Annotated in this window: 18 protein-coding genes and 1 other RNA gene; 4 read left to right on the top strand and 15 right to left on the bottom strand. The window is 41.9% G+C overall.

The features are described 5' to 3' along the window. Positions 1 to 35: 35 nt before the first annotated feature. From DFO72_RS04980 to nagB, 3 genes are read right to left on the bottom strand one after another with little or no spacing between them, the layout of a single operon-like run. A complete protein-coding gene (locus tag DFO72_RS04980; protein ID WP_243856067.1) occupies positions 36 to 194 on the bottom strand; it encodes an aspartyl-phosphate phosphatase Spo0E family protein in 159 nt (52 codons plus the stop codon). 3 nt (positions 195 to 197) lie between these two features. Beyond that, entirely contained in the window at positions 198 to 935 is a 738-nt protein-coding gene (locus DFO72_RS04975; RefSeq protein WP_113881130.1) for an SIS domain-containing protein, read from the bottom strand. A gap of 14 nt (positions 936 to 949) precedes the next feature. Next, positions 950 to 1,687: a glucosamine-6-phosphate deaminase gene (nagB, locus tag DFO72_RS04970; protein WP_181782252.1), complete on the bottom strand. Its 738-nt coding sequence runs from the start codon at positions 1,685 to 1,687 to the stop codon at positions 950 to 952. Positions 1,688 to 1,977: 290 nt separating this feature from the next. Between nagB and nagE the strand changes: the two genes are divergently transcribed. Continuing rightward, positions 1,978 to 3,357 (top strand): N-acetylglucosamine-specific PTS transporter subunit IIBC, encoded by a 1,380-nt coding sequence (nagE, locus tag DFO72_RS04965; protein WP_113881132.1) that lies wholly within the window; start codon positions 1,978 to 1,980, stop codon positions 3,355 to 3,357. A gap of 39 nt (positions 3,358 to 3,396) precedes the next feature. Here the strand turns inward: nagE and chbG are convergent, their stop codons facing one another. The 5 genes from chbG to DFO72_RS04940 form a co-directional block, all read right to left on the bottom strand. Then, a complete protein-coding gene (gene chbG / locus DFO72_RS04960) occupies positions 3,397 to 4,095 on the bottom strand; it encodes a chitin disaccharide deacetylase (protein ID WP_113881133.1) in 699 nt (232 codons plus the stop codon). A 255-nt stretch (positions 4,096 to 4,350) separates the two neighbouring features. Then, complete coding sequence (locus DFO72_RS04955; RefSeq protein WP_113881134.1) at positions 4,351 to 5,673, bottom strand: 6-phospho-beta-glucosidase; 1,323 nt, start codon at positions 5,671 to 5,673, stop codon at positions 4,351 to 4,353. A 13-nt stretch (positions 5,674 to 5,686) separates the two neighbouring features. Further along, the gene (locus tag DFO72_RS04950) at positions 5,687 to 6,001 is read right to left on the bottom strand and encodes a PTS lactose/cellobiose transporter subunit IIA (protein ID WP_113881135.1); all 315 of its coding nucleotides are present in this window, start codon (positions 5,999 to 6,001) and stop codon (positions 5,687 to 5,689) included. A 12-nt stretch (positions 6,002 to 6,013) separates the two neighbouring features. Beyond that, positions 6,014 to 7,348: a PTS sugar transporter subunit IIC gene (locus tag DFO72_RS04945; RefSeq protein ID WP_113881136.1), complete on the bottom strand. Its 1,335-nt coding sequence runs from the start codon at positions 7,346 to 7,348 to the stop codon at positions 6,014 to 6,016. Positions 7,349 to 7,350: 2 nt separating this feature from the next. Continuing rightward, positions 7,351 to 7,656, bottom strand: a complete 306-nt coding sequence (locus tag DFO72_RS04940) for a PTS sugar transporter subunit IIB (protein WP_113881137.1) — start codon at positions 7,654 to 7,656, stop codon at positions 7,351 to 7,353. Between the two features lie 285 nt (positions 7,657 to 7,941). Between DFO72_RS04940 and DFO72_RS04935 the strand changes: the two genes are divergently transcribed. Continuing rightward, on the top strand, positions 7,942 to 8,673 hold the full coding sequence (locus tag DFO72_RS04935; RefSeq protein WP_113881138.1) for a GntR family transcriptional regulator: 732 nt from the start codon (positions 7,942 to 7,944) through the stop codon (positions 8,671 to 8,673). Between the two features lie 377 nt (positions 8,674 to 9,050). Here the strand turns inward: DFO72_RS04935 and DFO72_RS04925 are convergent, their stop codons facing one another. Further along, positions 9,051 to 9,572, bottom strand: coding sequence for a GrpB family protein (locus DFO72_RS04925; RefSeq protein ID WP_113881139.1), 522 nt, complete (start codon positions 9,570 to 9,572; stop codon positions 9,051 to 9,053). A gap of 24 nt (positions 9,573 to 9,596) precedes the next feature. Next, entirely contained in the window at positions 9,597 to 10,295 is a 699-nt protein-coding gene (locus DFO72_RS04920) for a class I SAM-dependent methyltransferase (protein WP_113881140.1), read from the bottom strand. A gap of 344 nt (positions 10,296 to 10,639) precedes the next feature. On the opposite strand from DFO72_RS04920, the gene DFO72_RS04915 reads away from it, so the two are divergent. Continuing rightward, positions 10,640 to 10,915, top strand: coding sequence for a YqhV family protein (locus DFO72_RS04915; protein WP_113881141.1), 276 nt, complete (start codon positions 10,640 to 10,642; stop codon positions 10,913 to 10,915). 31 nt (positions 10,916 to 10,946) lie between these two features. On the opposite strand, the gene DFO72_RS04910 is transcribed toward DFO72_RS04915, so the two are convergent. Together DFO72_RS04910 and ssrS are read right to left on the bottom strand one after the other, a co-directional pair. After that, positions 10,947 to 11,657: a polysaccharide deacetylase family protein gene (locus tag DFO72_RS04910; RefSeq protein ID WP_113881232.1), complete on the bottom strand. Its 711-nt coding sequence runs from the start codon at positions 11,655 to 11,657 to the stop codon at positions 10,947 to 10,949. Between the two features lie 93 nt (positions 11,658 to 11,750). Beyond that, positions 11,751 to 11,946, bottom strand: a non-coding RNA gene (ssrS, locus tag DFO72_RS04905) — 6S RNA. A gap of 200 nt (positions 11,947 to 12,146) precedes the next feature. Here ssrS and DFO72_RS04900 point away from each other — a divergent pair. Further along, a complete protein-coding gene (locus tag DFO72_RS04900) occupies positions 12,147 to 12,638 on the top strand; it encodes a CBO0543 family protein (protein WP_113881142.1) in 492 nt (163 codons plus the stop codon). 248 nt (positions 12,639 to 12,886) lie between these two features. Here DFO72_RS04900 and DFO72_RS30345 read toward each other — a convergent pair whose 3' ends face one another. From DFO72_RS30345 to DFO72_RS04885, 3 genes are all read right to left on the bottom strand, one after another. Next, positions 12,887 to 13,015, bottom strand: a complete 129-nt coding sequence (locus DFO72_RS30345; protein ID WP_258549799.1) for a hypothetical protein — start codon at positions 13,013 to 13,015, stop codon at positions 12,887 to 12,889. A 255-nt stretch (positions 13,016 to 13,270) separates the two neighbouring features. Next, the gene (locus tag DFO72_RS04890) at positions 13,271 to 14,152 is read right to left on the bottom strand and encodes a LysM peptidoglycan-binding domain-containing protein (RefSeq protein WP_113881143.1); all 882 of its coding nucleotides are present in this window, start codon (positions 14,150 to 14,152) and stop codon (positions 13,271 to 13,273) included. 895 nt (positions 14,153 to 15,047) lie between these two features. Further along, complete coding sequence (locus DFO72_RS04885) at positions 15,048 to 17,408, bottom strand: FdhF/YdeP family oxidoreductase (RefSeq protein WP_113881144.1); 2,361 nt, start codon at positions 17,406 to 17,408, stop codon at positions 15,048 to 15,050. Between the last annotated feature and the right edge of the window lie 132 nt (positions 17,409 to 17,540).

Here is a 17,540-nt window from a genome sequence, read left to right as displayed (position 1 = left end):
CTAATTTTGCGGATTTGTTTGCAATTTCTTCGCAACTATTTGCAACTTGTCTCATTTTTCATTAGCTGCGATTCAACAATTAACTTATCCAGTTCCCTGCTTAATTTCAAGGTCATTTCATCAGATAGTCCCCTTGAATAAATGCAATCAATCATAGCTTGCCTGGTCTGTTCAATTGCCTTTATCAATTCCATTTCTTATCCTTCCAGAAGCGGAATTCGGGATTTATACTTTTTAACCAGCTCGCGGTTATGCTGTTCTGCTCCGTCTACATTGCCGCTTTTAAAGATTGGCGGCTCGAACCCGTTTGCAATCATCACTTCCACAGCTTCCGCCATCAGGCTGTTTACAATCGCAAGGCCAATAATTGATGAGGCGGACCCAAACCGGATCCCCAAAGCCGAATGCTCCATCAATGCGTCCCCTGGTTCTATATGGTTGTCGATCGTCAAATCCACAGATGAATATAGGTATTTTCCGTTTTTGTGCCGGGAGGATTGAGTATTCGCGTAACGCGGGGATGTGATTCCAATAACAAATGCTCCACTCTCTTTTGATATTTCAGCTACATCAATCGGGACTGGATTCCGTCCTGATGTTGATGCTGCAATGACGACATCACCAGGCCGGATATCAGCATTTTCCATAAAGCTTCCCGCAAGATCATTTTGTTTTTCCATTAAAGAGGAACGGACCGCACCCTTATGAAGCATTAAATCCTCTACAAAAATAGGCTTAATCGGGGCCAGCCCGCCTGCCCGGTAAAACAGCTCTTCTCCGAGCATATGAGAGTGTCCGCATCCAAATACATGGACAATTCCATTGTTTTGAATACACTCAGCCAAAGCACGGGCGGCATTTTTCATTTTTTGACCTTCTTCTTTTTCTACAAGGGTCAATAATTCTTTTACTTCATTCAGATATTTCTCAAGCATTGCTACTACCCCATTTATACAGAGACTTTTGATGCGCTAAGAGCCGCTTCATCGGCAATCACTTTCACGTTTGGATGATTTTTTAAGATGGATGCCGGGAAATGTTCATTAACACCATTTCCAAGAAGCTTTTGAATGGCATCCGCTTTTGCTTCACCTGAAGCGAGAAGAAGGATCTCCCTGCTCTGCATGATCGTTGAAATTCCCATTGTAATGGCTTGTGTCGGCACCTCTTCAATTGTATTAAAAAATCTGGCATTGGCTTTAATCGTTGAATCGGCTAAATCAACAATGTGAGTTATAGATGAAAAAGGCGTGCCAGGCTCATTAAAGCCAATATGTCCATTATTGCCGATACCCAAAATTTGCAGATCAATGCCGCCATGGTTTTTCAGTTTACTTTCGTAATTACGGCATTCTTCTCTTAAATCCTCAAGCGTCCCATTGGGGACAAAAGTATTTTCCTTCTGTATGTCCAGATGATTAAACAATACTGAATCCATAAAATAACGGTAGCTTTGCGGATTTTCCCCAGAAAGACCGATGTATTCATCCAGATTAAAAGTTGTCACGTTTTTATATGATGTTTTATTGCACCGGTGATCTTCAATCAACCTTTTATAGGTTCCCACAGGAGTGCTTCCGGTTGCCAATCCCAGTGTTGCATCACGATGCTGGCGGACCTTTCTGATGATATAATCTGCTGCGGTTTTACTCATTTCTTCATAGCTGGTTACTTTAATAATCTCCATCATGAGTTTCCTCCTTGCTTAAAAAGCTGAATAAGAATATATTTGCACTTTTAAATGCAAAATATAGTAATTAAATAAACCCATTTATATTAAATATCGTATCACCTTAAAGTATAGTTGTCTATACCAATTACATTGTTAGAAAAGTCTTAACATAAGAACGAAAATCCTGCTATTTAGAATTTTTTCTTTTAAAATGGTATAGACAACTATATTTATATTTTGGTATGATTACGACAGTTTAGTAAAACGCTTTCTTATTCATTATTTTTTATTAAGGAGAGATCTATATGTTAGGATTCTTACAAAGAATTGGTAAAGCATTAATGCTTCCGATTGCCGTCCTGCCTGCCGCAGGTCTTCTGCTCCGCTTTGGACAAGATGATTTATTGGGCATTCCGTTTATCGCTAATGCCGGCAATGCCATTTTCGCCAACCTGGCACTTATTTTTGCTATCGGGGTTGCCATGGGATTCGCGAAAGACAGCAATGGAGCAGCTGCCCTTTCAGGCGCCATCGGCTTTCTTGTATTAACAGAAGGGGCAATTGCCATCGATGAAAATATAAATATGGGAGTACTGGGCGGTATTATTGCCGGTATTATTGCTGGATTATTATATAACCGCTTCCATGATATCAAACTTCCGGATTGGCTCGGATTCTTCAGCGGCCGCCGCTTCGTTCCGATTATTACTTCCGTAACCATGATTCTGCTGGCTGCCATCGCAGGTTTTGCCTGGCCTCCAATCCAGGGCGCAATCGATTCATTGGGCAACTGGATTATTGGTCTCGGCGCTTTGGGATCAGGGCTATTTGGATTCTTAAACCGCCTGCTTATTCCTTTAGGTCTTCATCACGTATTAAACAGTTTATTCTGGTTCCAATTCGGCGAATTTGAAGGAGTTAATGGAGATATTGCCCGCTTCTTCGCCGGAGACCCGTCAGCAGGCGCGTACATGACTGGATTCTTCCCTGTTATGATGTTCGGTCTTCCAGCTGCAGCATTTGCGATCATTGCAACAGCTAAGCCTGAAAAAAGAAAAGCAGTATCAGGAATGTTCATTGGTCTTGCCCTAACTTCATTCCTGACTGGTATTACGGAGCCAATCGAGTTCTCATTTATGTTTATCGCACCGCTTCTATATGGAGTGCATGCCATCTTAACCGGTGTTTCCATGTGGGTTACCTCTCTATTGGGCATCCGCGATGGTTTCACATTCTCAGCAGGCGCACTCGATTTTGCGCTTAACTTTAATATCGCTGAAAAGCCGCTGCTGCTATTGGGAATTGGCGTTATCTATGCGATTCTTTACTTCGTTATCTTCTATGCCTTAATAAAAGCGTTTAACCTGAAAACACCTGGCCGTGAAGATGAAACAGACGTAGTTGAAGAAGAAGAAGATGCACCTGCCAGTCAGGGCAATAATAAGTATGAAGTTATGGCCAGCCATTTTATCAAAGATATTGGCGGTGCTGACAACATCACTTCCATTGATAACTGTGCAACACGCCTGCGCTTAAATATTGCTGATATGGAAAAGGTTAAGGAAAGTGCGCTGAAGGCACATGGTGCAAAAGGAATCATGAAATTAAGCAAGACAAACCTTCAGATCATTGTTGGAACAGATGTGGAGTTTGTCGCAGATGAAATGAAGAAAATAAAGAAGTAATGACTAAAAAACAGTGTCCTCTTTCGGACACTGTTTTTCTTATAGCAGTTTTATTTCAGGAGGAAGCTTTGTGGAGCACAGTATTTCCAGCTCTTTTAAACGCTTTAAATTATAAGAGGACCCTTCCATTAGCAATTGATCTGCGAATGCAGGATGGCACATAACTTCCACTGTTTCCCCGTCCTCCGCCTTTTCTGCCAGCATGCTGAAATAATCTTCCTGTATGCCATCTCCGTAAAAATCGAATAAGCATCTGTTAGAATAGCTTTTGACCCCTTCAATCGGAAAGGCGCCATTAACTCTGAAAGGGAGATCGTATTTATTGGACAGGCTTTGTATCACTGGGAGAAACTCTTCGCGTGTGTGAACGTGATGATGGCTATCCAAATGGGAAGGCGCAAGACCAGCCCCGATAAAACGGTCAATCTGTGCAGACCACTCAAGCTCGAGCTCTTCTGAGGATAATTCGCCCAAATCTGCCTGTGATCTGAAGTATCCATCTTTATTCGTTAACGTTTTTAAATGGGATAATAGCGGCTTCCCGCATGTCAGGACTAAATGGACGCCAGTTCGTAAACCTGGGTATTGTCTGGCCATTGCCAGGGCTTGCCCGGTTCCGGGCATGTTCATTATCATGGTGGCGGAATTGACAATTCCAAATAGGTGGCTGTGCAAAATTCCATAGTTAACTCCGGGACTATAGCCGAAATCATCAGCATTAACAATGAGCTTAATCATGGTTATTTTCCTCCGGTTACATAGCTGCAAGGCAGCATGAATGATCTGCTGCCCTGCCAATTTTTACTTTAATTGCTCTGTTCTTTTTTTATTGCGCCTTTATTTAAGTCTTCCACTTGCTTTTTTACGCTTTCGGGAGCTGATTACGTCTTGATTTACTCTAATTGCACTGTTCTGTTTCTTTATTGATCCATATATAAGTCATTTGCGTCTGAACCTTGCTTTTGCTCTCTCTGGACCTGATTGCGTTGTGATTTATTGAAATTGCGGCAAATAGCTACGATGGGCTTCGAGCATTTCATCCAGTATCTTTTTAGCTGTCTTGTCGGAACCCACCAGCGGATTGATTGTCAGCGCCAGTAGAGCAGTATTATAATCACCAGTCAGGGCCGCTTCAATGGTCATCCTTTCAAAGGATTTAATAGATTGAACCAGTCCCCTGACTGAAACTGGGAGTTCTCCGACCGTTAACGGCTTGGGCCCGTCTTTCGTTATCATGCAGCTGACTTCAACAGCTGATTCAGAAGGTATGCCTGCAATGGCACCATTATTTCGGGTGTTGACCGGCTGTATATCTCTTTTATCAGTATAGATGGAATGAATCAGCCTGCATGCTGCATCACTGTAGTAGGCCCCTCCCCTTTTTTCCAGCTGAGGCGGCTTTTCAGCAAGATCTGGATTTTGATATAACTGGAACAGCTCTTCCTCCAGCTTTTTAACCACTTCAGCCCGAGTTCCGCCTTCTGATGCTGCCTTGACTTCTTCTTCCACCATTTCACGTGTTTTATAGTAATAATTATGGTAAGGACAAGGAAGCACGTTCAATGCCTGGAGAAACTCCGGTTCCCATCCCATCGCATGGATATTTTTCATCGTGATCGAATGTTCTTTGTCCGTAAGCTTTTTCAGCAGCTCTTCCTTGACGCTCACTCCATCGACATAGACATCGAGCCCGTATACGAGGTGGTTGAGTCCCGCAAAGTCAATTCTTACTCTGCTGTGATCCACATTCATTAACTGAGCTGCACCCATCTCCATCCCAATGGGCACATTGCATAAACCAACCACTTTTTTGATATTGCTGTATCGCAGGACTGCTTCTGTAATCATACCTGCTGGATTGGTAAAATTGATGAGCCATGCGTTAGGGCAAAATTCTTCCATTTCACGGCAGATCTCCATAATGACCGGAATGGTTCTGAGTGCTTTGAAAAATCCTCCCGGGCCATTGGTTTCCTGGCCCAGCACTCCATATTTCAGAGGAATTCTCTCGTCTTTTGCTCTTGCCTCCAAAAGCCCGACACGGAATTGAGTTGTAACAAAATCGGCACTCTTAAGCGCTTTTTTCCTATCTAAAGTAAGCTGAATCTGTATGGGAACCCCGGCTTTTTCAACCATCCGCTTTGCCAATTGGCCGACAATCTCGAGCTTATTTCTGCCTTCCTCCACATCCACAAGCCAAATTTCCCTGACAGGCAATTCCTGATGTCTTTTGATAAAGCCTTCAATTAATTCCGGTGTATAGCTTGAACCTCCGCCTATTACGGCTATTTTTAAACTATCTGGTTGCTGTGCCATTCGTTTACCTCTCTTAGTCAAGTTTCTTGTATAAGTCGATAAATTCCTGTGCCATATCTTTAACAGTCAGTGCATTCATCAAATGATCCTGGGCATGGACAAGAATGATGGGCAGATCGAACTGAGCCCCGGAAGCCTCCCCCTGAATTAACTCAGTTTGATGTCTGTGTGCCAGCACGAACCCCTCCTCGGCTTCCCGGATTTTTGCTTCCGCTGCTTCGAACTTTCCGGCCTTTGCTTTCTGGATGGATTCCATTGCCAGACTTCTGGCATTCCCGCTGTGCAAAATAAGCTGAAATGAGATTTGATAAAGCTTTTCTTTATCCATTCTTTAACCCGCCTAACCTTGAATTGTTGGTGTTTGTTCTGTCTGCTGCCGTTTCAGTTTCTTTTCATCTAGTTTTCCTGTTACATATACGAATGGAAGATAAATGGCAATGGAAATCGCTAAATTCACAAGTGCCAGCACTGCACCGGAGATATGCCCTCCTGTAGCAAGATAGCCGCCAATACCTGCAGGCGTCACCCAGGGAATACTTGCCACAACGACCGGATAAACAAGGCCCCATTTAATAGCCAGATAGGCCACTACAGTCATGATGACCGGTGCAGAAATAAACGGGATTAACCAGATTGGATTTAACACGATCGGAAGGCCGAATAATAATGGTTCATTGATTTGGAAGATTCCAGGCGGTGTTCCCAATGCCAGCATTTGCTTGTGCCTCTTTCGTCCAGCAATAAACATGGCAATGATGAGGCCAAGAGTTGCTCCGGAGCCGCCGAGATAGACGAAGGCATCCAGGAATGGACCTGCCAGAATGGCATACTTATCAAGATCTGCCACACCTTGGGCATACAAATCTGTATTTTTAGTCCCGAGAGATGTGAATAAAGGCGTTGTAACTCCTCCAAGAATATTAGGCCCATGAAGGCCAACCGCCCAGAAGCCATGAACAAGAAAGACAATTAGGATCGCAAATGGCAGTGAATCAGCTGCATTTGTCAAAGGTGCGACAAGGGTTGCGTTAAGCCAGTCATTCAAGAATTCCCCATTTGTCATTTTTCTGAATAGAAGGCCTGCTACTCCAAATATGAAAATCGTCAGCATGCCCGGCACCAATTTTGCAAATGCCCCTGCAACGGCAGGAGGTACTCCATCCGGCAGTCTGATAATAAAGGCATTTACCCTGGTCAGACGTATAAATACTTCTGTTGCAAGAAGTGCCACCACAATACCTGTAAATAAAGCTGTAGCATTAAAGTATCCATAGCCAATGAACCCCCAGACGCCTTCCGTATCCGGCACCTGGCCAACCTGAGGGACTAAGAGGAAGAAGCAGGCTGCAGCAACCAGCATTGCCTCGAATCCATCATCCCCATAGGATTTGGCAAGCCTGTGGGATATGCCAAACACGGCGAATATAGTCAAGAAGGCAAACGTACCCCACCAGATATCCCCGCCAAGTGTTTTCCAGGACTCACCGAAAATACTTTCCATGAGCCTGCCGTATGGCTTAATGATTTCCCCCAGATTATTAAACAGGACAGCAAATGATCCCACCATCGTGATGGCGATCATCCCAATCAATGCATCCCGGATAGCAAGCAAATGCCTGTTGTTGCCGAATTTCATAGCATAAGGCATGATATATTTCTCAATAAACGTCATCATCACTATTCACCCTTTATTAATGACATAGCTTGCTTTAATACTTCCTCCCCATTGCATAAACCATAATGCATTGGGTTTATGGGAGCTACAGGAATCCTGCCGCCTGCCTCCTTCTTCAATTGCTCGGTCATAAACCGAATCTGCGGTCCCAGCAGCAGTACATCTGCTGAATCAATATGGCTTCTAACCTCTCCGTTGCCGACAGCCCAAATTTTACAGTCGATCCCCTGGCTTTCAGCGCTTGCCTGCATTTTTGTCACTAGAAGACTAGTAGACATTCCAGCCGAACAGCATAACAAAATATTCATGATTGACCCCCTTTACTTTGTAAACGATTTCAAAATAATAGAATGATTGCTTATCCTAATAGTACCATCGATAAAACAGATTATTCAGTCAACTAAGAAGAAAAATATTCCCTTTTTGAAGTCATTCACCTCCCATCAATATCCTATGCTTGAAATTAATTGTAATGACAAATATTTAATTTTTCAATACATTTTTAAAATTTGTTATTACAAGTTAATTTATAATTGATATGACAATAAGTTTTATGGAATAATAGAAAGAAGAACAGAGTAGGAGGAACGGGTATGAAAGACGGTTTCACCGAGGATAGTGCCCTTCACTTGAAGGTTAAAGAAAGCATTCTTGAACTTATTGGAAATGGAGAATACAAACCGGATACAAAATTGCCGACAGAAGCGGAGTTTTGTGAAAAATATGGAGTCAGCCGGACGACCATTAGAACAGCACTCCAGCAGCTGAGCTCCGAGGGCCATATTTATCGCCAGCAAGGCAGAGGCACATTTGTATCAAGCAATAAAGTTAAGCAGCGGCTGACTTCTACAGTCGAAAACTTTTCAAAGCAAATGGCCATGCAGGGAAAAAACCCGCTTATAAAAGTAATAAATCTCGAAGTCATCCCTGCCGATCCCTTTCTAGCAGATGTCTTTGAGCTGTCAGAAGGCGATCCGGTCAATGTACTCGAACGGATCAGATATGCGGATGACGAGCCGCTTCAATATGAAAAAGCCTTTCTGCCATGGAAAAAGACCCCCAGCTTGAACCGGCAGGCCTGTGAAAAATCCTTATACAATTTGCTGCAGACTCAATACAACTTAAAAATCAAAAAGACAGTCGAGCATTTAGAAATCGCATTCCCGGAAGAGGACATTAGCGGTCTGTTAAAAATCAAATCTGAAACACCATGCTTCGTTCTTGAAACCTATGCCCATATTGAAGATGGAAGCTTAATCGAATACTCCAAAACGATGTTCCGCGGGGACTATGCGCATTTTATTATTGAACGGAATTATGAATAAAAGTTTGGCGGAGGATACTGTAAATGCGGGAAGTCTCTTGTTGGCGGCCGAATGCCGGCCTGGTTTGGACAGCGTGAACAGCAATTTCGCCTATACTGTCCGGATGCGGGTCTAATTCGGACAACATCTAAGCAATTTGGACTTTGCTGTCCGAATGTGTGTCTGGTTCGGACTACATCTACAGCAATTTGGACTTTACTGTCCGAATGTGTGTCTGGTTCGAACAGCGGGAACAGCAGTTTGGCCATTACTGTTCAAATGCAGGTCTAATTCGGACAGCACGAACAGCGCTTAGGCTTTTTCTGCCCGAACAGCATATAAAAAGTTTTACAAGTATCCTCACTTTTTTTTATTTGATAGACTAATAATGGATTAGCTTAGCATAATGACTCATACCACTTTATTGCCTTCATCTCCATTTTCCGCACCAGAGCTTCCTTCCCCTTTATGTATGCCTCAATGTCTAAGGGGTACTGCTTCGCTAACTCCATTTTTAAAGCTCCATATTGTTTTGCTTCATTTACGTTCAATCTTAAATAATCACGAAAAGCAAGATACCGGGTAATATCAGGACTCCCTTTTCCGTAGATATGGACATGATGGGTCCGCTGATTGCCTCCTTTCTGAAAGTACCGCCGGCCAGGCAGACCGTTTTCTCCACGTGGTTCATACCCAAGAGAAATCATTTGTTCATTAAAGCGATCAACCATCTCAATATCGCTTACGATAGGCATTATATCGATGACCGGCTTTGCTGCCAGACCAGGAATGGACGTGCTTCCTATATGATGAATATCTAGAATCTCTCTTTTAAAAATTTTCTTGAGGAGCGCTGCCTCGCTTTTAAATAAGGATGGCCAATCGGGATTATATAGAGTAACTGCCACTTTCCTTGTCATGGTTTCCTCCTAACTTGAAAACTTCTACTTTAGCCTCATCAAACAGGCCCATAAAAAATCTTCTCCAAATAGATTACTAGGCTGCTGAATCTTTTTCATTTTTCTAATCTCCATGAAATGAAAGTCATTTTGAAAGATCACTTTCAAGCGTTCTTCTGTATACCCAATGCCTCCCTTTAAGCTGCCGTGTTGATATACCTCCCAGTCCGGAGTAGGAAGCGCGCCATCCGTATTAAAGCTAACAAGTCCGAACTTTCCGCCGGGCTTCAGTGCAGCTTTGATTATTTCCAAATATGTCAGCCTTCTATGCGGGGGAAGATGATGAAACATGCCGCTGTCATAAATAAAATCATAGGTGTGAGGTTCAAAATGGAAATCAAAAAGAGATACATGTTTAAAATTTATATCGGCTTGTGCTTCTTTTGCTCTTTCAGCGGCCCATTTGATCGCCTTTTCGGAAAAATCAATGGCATCCACCTGCGCTCCATTTTTCGCCAGAAAAATGGCATTCCTCCCTGGACCGCAGCCAATCTCAAGGGTTTTTTCCGGCCTTAAGCCATTTTGAACATATTCATAAAGGTTTTCATCTGGCCCCTTCGCTATGAAAAATGGAATCTCTTTGTCCCGGTCTTCATAAAAATTTTCCCAGAAGGCTTTTGGTTCTCTTAACAATCCATCCAGCATTTCCAGTAAATCATCGTAATGTAAAATCGCTTTCTCCATGGCAATGCCCCCCTTTCCTTTATTTTACTAAAACCAACATAATCAAGGATTACAGCTCCGTTAAAAATAAATTATTTATGCAAAAATGATTTGCTGACCCTTCATTATTTTTCCAATTAGAGATTCTGTAAGGGGGTATTTTCAAAAAAATAGTCTAAAAAATACTTAAAGTCTTTTAACATAAGAAAACGCCCGGAAATGCTCCCTATGCACATTTGCCGATTTTCCCCCTATACTGCTTCGTCATATTCGTAACATTTCTGAAATAATTTCTTCTTAAAACCTGTCCTTCATTTAGAGTAGCTCACATATAATGACTGACAAGAAGGTATAGGAGGTACATGATGTTTATTTTTCTTGATAAAGCGATTCTTGGGATGGCGATTCTGCGGATTATTTCTGGAAGCATAGAAATTTTTGTTGCACTATTGATTATAAAAATGAATGATATCGAAAAAGCACTGGTTGTGAATAGTTCACTTGCCCTGATTGGACCGCCTGTGCTTTTGTTGACGACAGTGATCGGATTAACTGGAATGGCAGATAAAGTTTCACTAAGCAAGATATTATGGGTACTTTGCGGAGTTGGCTGCATTCTTTATGGGGTAAAAGGCAACTAATCCAATAAGAAAAAGAGCTGTAAGGACAGCTCTACTTCTGATGTTTCAGCAATTCCGAAACCGTAGTCATATGGTAACCCTGCTCTTTTAATGAAGAAATAATTTTCTTAACAGAATCCAAAGACTCTTCCCGGCTCTCATACATGACATGAAGAAGAATGATGGAGCCTGGTTCTATGTTCTCAGCCACATGCTCCGTGATTTTATCGGCATCCCCTTCTATTTCCGGATGACTTTCAGGCTCAATGTTCCATAAAATCGTCTTGCGCTCCTGTTTATATAGGTAGTAAGGAAGAAAAAATAGTTTTTTTCCGTATGGAGGCCGAAAATGAATTTCTCCCTCATAACCTGTCTGCCTGATCAAATCATCTGTTTTCTCAATTTCATCTTTAATAAAAGAGGGAGATTTTAAAACCATCCGTGTATGAGAATATGAATGATTGCCAATTTCATGCCCTTCTCCCGCAATCCTTTTGGCATCGTCCATATGTTGCTCAATCTCATGCCCTGTCAGGTAAAAAGTGGCCTTAATTTCTTCTTCCCGCAGAATTTCCAATACTTCCTCCGTATTGACGCCTGGTCCATCATCAAATGTTAGTGCTGCCACTTTTTCCTCTGTTTCTGCTTTATTTACAAGGCCGCCGAAAAACTGAAAGTTCCTTGACTTGGAAATTTCAAACAGCAAAAAGCAAATCCCCATAAACAGAATGATAGAAATACTGATTTTTAGCAGTTTTTTCATATTTCCTCCTGACAGCAATAGTTTCAGGGTAATTATAATTTCTATATAATAAAAAAACCAGCCCCCGATTGGAAACTGGTTTGATAATATAAGTATGGAGCCGCTCTTGCCGTAACTGTTATAAGAAAGTTTTAAACCACCACTCCTCAAAGTGGGTGTCCGCAGAAACAATCCTGCATGTCCTCCTTGTCATATAGACAGAGGCTTGTCATTCCTGTTCCGATGTTAAACTCCCTATTTCAGCTTAAAGGTTAAAACTTTAGTATGATTACGTACAATGCAGCTTGTTTTATTATAATAAAATAATAAAGTGATGATTTCAATAGAAATGTTTTCCTGCTCCTTAAAACCCCTGCCAACACTGCTCTATACGAAAATAATGGTATTTTTTACAATCGAAACCTCTGAAAATATCGTATAATGCAGGTTAAACAACTTAACAATAATAAAGAAAGACTATTTAGGTTGTGTATAAAGGGGGTTTAACAATTGGGAAGAAAATTCGAAAGAAATCTATTGCGTTTGTTATTTATATTTGGAATTATGTCTTTCTTTAATTTGATTAGAAAGCCCCCATTGAAGGAATGGCTTATCATATTCTTTTTAAAAAGCTATATTGCCACCTTTTTAGATAATCTGTTAGTGCGTAAAGGCTATCTTAAATACCCGGTAAATCTGTTTAAAACTTTTGATGTCAGCGTGCTATTCAGCTATATAATATTCCCGGTAACGTGTGTTTATTTTAATCAGCTGACCAGGAAGAATGGACTTAAGGGGATTTTGTTAAAGTCCCTGATCTTCAGTGCACCTTCAGCAATGGCTGAACATTTTCTTGAAAAATATACTCAGTTAATCAAATATAAAAAATCATGGAACTCATACTATAGCTTTATATCCATTATGGCAACTTTTTTATTGACACGCGGAATGATGGGTTTAATTCGTAAATCTTCGGAAAACCAACAAACACCAGCTTCATAATAATCGGGAACTGGTGTTTTTTATTTTTTCACTAAAGACTTCTTATCTTCCCCAAAGTTGGGTGGTGAAGCATTCCTGGCAAGAACTCCTTTATCATAAAAACTGTCATACTGTTTTAAGATATCTTTCACCTCAGCGACGGAAGGGATTGACTCATTTGCAGAGTATGTAAGATAGTAGTTTTTGGTGTTATTCCGATGGATTATCCATAAGAAAAATTTGATCGCAAAAACATTTGTATTGTGATTTCATAAGTTCGGCATCTGCTTTCCGCCCCATACGGTCATTTTCTCCCCATTCCCCTTCCTTTTCTTTATTTCGCCATTTAGTTCGGCATAGATTAAACCCGGTGCTTTTCCCATCTGATTCATTACCAATTATGTCAGCACCTGACTAATAAACAATTGAATAAAATTTAATCCTTCCCTCTTGTCAGGGTGATATTGCCTGTTCAGGCAGCACTTCCGGCTTATCGCCCCACACCAGCGTATTTGATCCGTCATTTTCCTTTAGTGGCTTTGCTCCATTACCTTCCCTTCTGAATCGGTGAAAAATACCCAGATATATAAGAGTTCTCCAAAAGGAAGAATATTTCTTTAAAAAAAGGAGGCTAAAGGAGGCCTCCAATTGGATTATCGATCAGTGAGATCGGTTAATTCAAGAAACTGAACAGTGGCTTGATCCCTGTCAATCCGGGCTTTGAGCTCCAAGTGATCCAGCTGGTAGGTTAACTCTTCACACTTGGCAGATTCATAACAAGTTACCGTTCTTGTTTTGTTAGCATCACCGTATATTTTTACTACTTCATCCCTGGTAAAGGGAAGAGCAGGAAACATACGCGGGCTTAAATATTCAGGATATACAGCTAGACTGTCTATTGTACCATCCTTCTTATTTAAGGTTATCCTTAGCCCTGCTCCATCACCCTGATAGTAAAGGGTTTTAATATTGAGCTGGGTTTCAGTCTTTTTTGGCTTGCCCATTCTGGATGCTATCTCATCATAAGAATCTCCTGGCTTTAAGCCAAAAATATGAAGAGCTTCTTTGGAAAGTATGAAGGCATCTTTAATTCCTGCCTTTTTGACTGCCTCTAGTTGCTTCACGGCATTCTTTTTATCTTTAAAAGCACCTGCCTGCACACGGTAATAGGCTTTGCCATCAATGACAGCAGTACTAATTGCGGCAGCGATCTCTTTTTTCTTTAATAGTGCTGCCCGCTTTTCCGCATTCTCTTTTTTGCTGAAAGATCCGGCAATAATCTTATGATATCCAGCCTCCTTACCGGAAAGAATGAGGCGCTGCCCCGGATAGATTGTCGTACCTCTTAAATGATTCAGATCCGTAATCTGCGCCACACTCATATGATGCTTCTTAGCCAGGGAATATAGTGTATCCCCTTTATTCACCACAGCTATTTCTTTATCTCCGCCGTGGTCCGCCAAAACTGCTCCCCCTGAAAAAATAACCGCCAGAGAAATGACCCCCGCTGCTATTGCCTGTTTGATTTTTTTCATTATTTTCACCTCACTATATATGACGAAGGGAAATAATGGATGTCGCAGAGGGACGAGCCTATTTTGAAATTGGGCAAAAGCGGTGGATATAGATTTCCTGCATTTTTTTGGCGTTATTTACTCGGATTAACTGCCATTTTTCTTCAGGCAGCTCTTTTCGGCTTTATTCTTCAGGATTAACTGCCATTTTCCTAAGACAGCTCTCTTTCGGCTTTATTCTTCAGGATTAACTACCATTTTCCTAAGACAGCTCTCTTTTCGGCTTTATTCACTATGATTAACTACCATTTTCCCTAAGGCAGCTCTCTTTTCGGCTTTATTCACTCGGATTAACTACCATTTTCCCTAAGACAGCTCTCTTTTCGGCTTTATTCCTCAGGATTAACTACCATTTTCCCAAAGGCAGCTCTCTTTTCGGCTTTATTCACTCGGATTAACTACCATTTTCCTAAGGCAACTCTCTTTTCGGCTTTATTCACTCGGATTAACTACCATTTTTCCTTAGGCCGTTCTCTTTTCGGTGTTATTCATTCGGATTAACTACCATTTTTCCTTAGGCCTCTCTTTTTTGGTCGTTATTCACTCTGATTAACTACCATTTTCCCTAAGACAGCTCTCTTTTCGGCTTTATTCTTCAAGATTAACTACCATTTTTCCTTGGGCCTCTCTTTTTTGGTCGTTATTCACTATGATTAACTGCCATTTTCCTAAGACAGCTCTCTTTTCGGCTTTATTCACTCACATTAACTACCATTTTCCCTAAGACACCTCTATTTTCTGCTTTATTCTTCCGGTTTAACTGCCATTTTCAGTGAATCATATTCAATTTGGTCGTTAATCGCAATTTCCTCTCAATACACAGAAAAGAGATGGCCTTAAGCCATCTCTCTCCCTTTTATGCTGGTGCATCTATTTCATCTTCAGCAATATGTTTTTCGTTATATTCCACGTCTTTGCGTGCATTGTAGCGGTCAGCTTTTTCGAGGGTAACCGTGATGTTGTAGTCAGGGATACCAGCGAATTTTTCGTAGCGGCCCCTTGGCAATAGGAAGTTTCCTTCCGGGAAGTGGACTTCGACGTTGCCTCGGGCGATGTCCACGAATTTGGCTCTTCCCTGGAATACACCGAATCCATTGTAAAGAACGATGCCTTCACCCTCTGCAATGCTTAAATCCTTTCCATCTTCTGCGTTCATTAATACATCATATCGTCCGGCACCATTCAGTGGGTCCACTTCTTTATAGACCATGGAATTAAACTGCTTCCCGCGGCGTGAGGTTACAATGAATTGCCCTTCTTTCTTTCCAAGGTCGGGAATATCCACAGTAATAAGTGTGCCTTTTCCGTCAGGAGTCGGGCAGACGCCGTCCTCGCATAGCCATGCTCCACCCCACTGGAAGACATCACCTGCTTTTTTCAGGTGCTGGATGCCATCATAACTAGGATTAGCCACTGCAATTTCATCACGGATTTCCTGTGCATTTTTAAATTCAACGAGATGAGCAGTTTCAGGCTTTACACGTTTGGCAAGATCAATGTAGATTTTCCATTCCTCGCGTGCTTCTTCAATTTTATTCTTATTCCCTTCAATTTCCGGGCTGAAGTACACCATGCGTTCTGTTGATGTAGAAGTACCCCCGCCCTCCTGTTCATATCTGGTTTTAGCCGGAAGCACAATGACTGCTTCTTTCGCATCAACCAGTGTAGACGTATTTAAAATAATATCCTGGTGAACACGAATATCCAGTTCTGAAAGAGCTTTTTCGATAAAATCAGGATCTGGCATTGTTTCAAGGAAGTTACCGCCTGAAAGATAGTAAAGCTTTATTTTCCGTTCATGGTCCTCTGGGAGCAGGATATTCTCGAGTGTCACTCCGACGATATCACCCTGCCATTTCTCAAGATCGAAGCCCCAAAGATTTTGAATGCGGGTAAAATTATCACCGTAAAAGTCACCGCCAGGCAATACGAATGGATCTGCTCCCATTTCACCGCTTCCCTGCACAGATGAATGTCCGCGGAATGGCATAAGCCCATTATGCTTTCGGCCCAGATGACCGCGAAGCAGCGCAAGATTCGCAACCTGTGAAATATTATCAGTCGCAAAAGAATGCATGGTCAGGCCAAGAGCCCAGGCATAGACTGCATTTTTGCTGTTCGCCAGCAATTCCGCAAGCTCGATGATACGCTCTTTGCTTACACCGGAAGATTTAATAATCTCTTCCCATGACTGCTCTTTTACTTTCTTTTTCAAATCTTCGTACCCATTTACATGCTCGTTCACAAACTTATGATTGACGGCAGAACCGCTCTCCGCTCTCTCCATTTCAAACCAGTGTTTCATGATCCCGTGCATAAAGGCAATATCGCCGCCGATATTTACCTGATAAAAATCATCTGCAATTTTGGTGCCGAACAAAGCAGATTCAGGATTTGACGGAATCCAGTATTTGTCCATTGCCGGCTCTTTATATGGATTGACGACAATAATTTTTGTGCCGTTCTTCTTCGCTTCAAGCATGTATTTAGATGATACAGGCGAGCTGTTTGATGCCACACTGCCCCAGAATAACAGGACATCCGTTCCAATCCAGTCAAGGTAGTTGGCTGTCGAAGCTCCTACTCCAATGGAACGCTTTAAAGCAGTTTTAGAAGGTGAATGGCAAATGCGGCTCGCATTATCGATGTGATTCGTTCCAAGGAAGCGGGCAACTTTGCCGGCCACATAATAAGATTCATTCGTAATTCCGCGGCTAGTCAGGTAGAACGCATACTGTTTAGGATCGAGCACTTTCATTTTTTCAGCAATCATGTTCATGGCATCATCCCAAGTGATCCTGGAGAATGAGCGCTCTCCCTTTCTGCGGATCATCGGATAAGGAATGCGCCCCAATTTACGAAGCTCGGTGCTGTCATATTTGCGCAGCTCATCGATATCGGCATGCAGAATTTCCGGTTTGATCGCACCGGCAGTATTCAAACGAAGGACATTCAACCTTGTTGTACATACGTGCGGCCCCTTAAGTGTCTGGTCATAAAGACCGGAAACGCCAAGAGCACACCCGTCACACACACCTTTCGTTAAAATATTTGCAGCATACCCAATATTATCTTTGTTTTCCCATAGGATTTTTGCTGTATCCCTCATATGCTTCGGCTTTATTTTGCCAAGCCCAAATGGAATTGGGCTTACCCAATGCTTCGGATCCGGCATTGCCTTTTTATTCTGAGGTCCTGGATGTTTTGTTTTTCCCACCTGAAACACTCCCTTGATTTTTTCTATTTAATAGAGATCCTGAATCTCTTAATTTCCAATGTTTAAATAGCATTTATTATTGTATATGGGTAAATGGAATAAATTTGCCCTTTTTTCATAAAAAACCACCGC

Origin of the sequence: Cytobacillus oceanisediminis (assembly GCF_004366035.1) — a bacterium.
GTDB lineage: Bacteria > Bacillota > Bacilli > Bacillales > Cytobacillaceae > Cytobacillus > Cytobacillus oceanisediminis_C.
This window is presented reverse-complemented; position numbering and strand designations above follow the sequence as displayed.

What these genes read in the sequence shown, in the direction of transcription:
- DFO72_RS04980 (WP_243856067.1), bottom strand. Translation starts at nt 194, where the DNA reads ATGGAATTGATAAAGGCAATTGAACAGACCAGGCAAGCTATGATTGAT.
- DFO72_RS04975 (WP_113881130.1), bottom strand. Translation starts at nt 935, where the DNA reads ATGCTTGAGAAATATCTGAATGAAGTAAAAGAATTATTGACCCTTGTA.
- nagB (WP_181782252.1), bottom strand. Translation starts at nt 1,687, where the DNA reads ATGGAGATTATTAAAGTAACCAGCTATGAAGAAATGAGTAAAACCGCA.
- nagE (WP_113881132.1), top strand. Translation starts at nt 1,978, where the DNA reads ATGTTAGGATTCTTACAAAGAATTGGTAAAGCATTAATGCTTCCGATT.
- chbG (WP_113881133.1), bottom strand. Translation starts at nt 4,095, where the DNA reads ATGATTAAGCTCATTGTTAATGCTGATGATTTCGGCTATAGTCCCGGA.
- DFO72_RS04955 (WP_113881134.1), bottom strand. Translation starts at nt 5,673, where the DNA reads ATGGCACAGCAACCAGATAGTTTAAAAATAGCCGTAATAGGCGGAGGT.
- DFO72_RS04950 (WP_113881135.1), bottom strand. Translation starts at nt 6,001, where the DNA reads ATGGATAAAGAAAAGCTTTATCAAATCTCATTTCAGCTTATTTTGCAC.
- DFO72_RS04945 (WP_113881136.1), bottom strand. Translation starts at nt 7,348, where the DNA reads ATGATGACGTTTATTGAGAAATATATCATGCCTTATGCTATGAAATTC.
- DFO72_RS04940 (WP_113881137.1), bottom strand. Translation starts at nt 7,656, where the DNA reads ATGAATATTTTGTTATGCTGTTCGGCTGGAATGTCTACTAGTCTTCTA.
- DFO72_RS04935 (WP_113881138.1), top strand. Translation starts at nt 7,942, where the DNA reads ATGAAAGACGGTTTCACCGAGGATAGTGCCCTTCACTTGAAGGTTAAA.
- DFO72_RS04925 (WP_113881139.1), bottom strand. Translation starts at nt 9,572, where the DNA reads ATGACAAGGAAAGTGGCAGTTACTCTATATAATCCCGATTGGCCATCC.
- DFO72_RS04920 (WP_113881140.1), bottom strand. Translation starts at nt 10,295, where the DNA reads ATGGAGAAAGCGATTTTACATTACGATGATTTACTGGAAATGCTGGAT.
- DFO72_RS04915 (WP_113881141.1), top strand. Translation starts at nt 10,640, where the DNA reads ATGTTTATTTTTCTTGATAAAGCGATTCTTGGGATGGCGATTCTGCGG.
- DFO72_RS04910 (WP_113881232.1), bottom strand. Translation starts at nt 11,657, where the DNA reads ATGAAAAAACTGCTAAAAATCAGTATTTCTATCATTCTGTTTATGGGG.
- DFO72_RS04890 (WP_113881143.1), bottom strand. Translation starts at nt 14,152, where the DNA reads ATGAAAAAAATCAAACAGGCAATAGCAGCGGGGGTCATTTCTCTGGCG.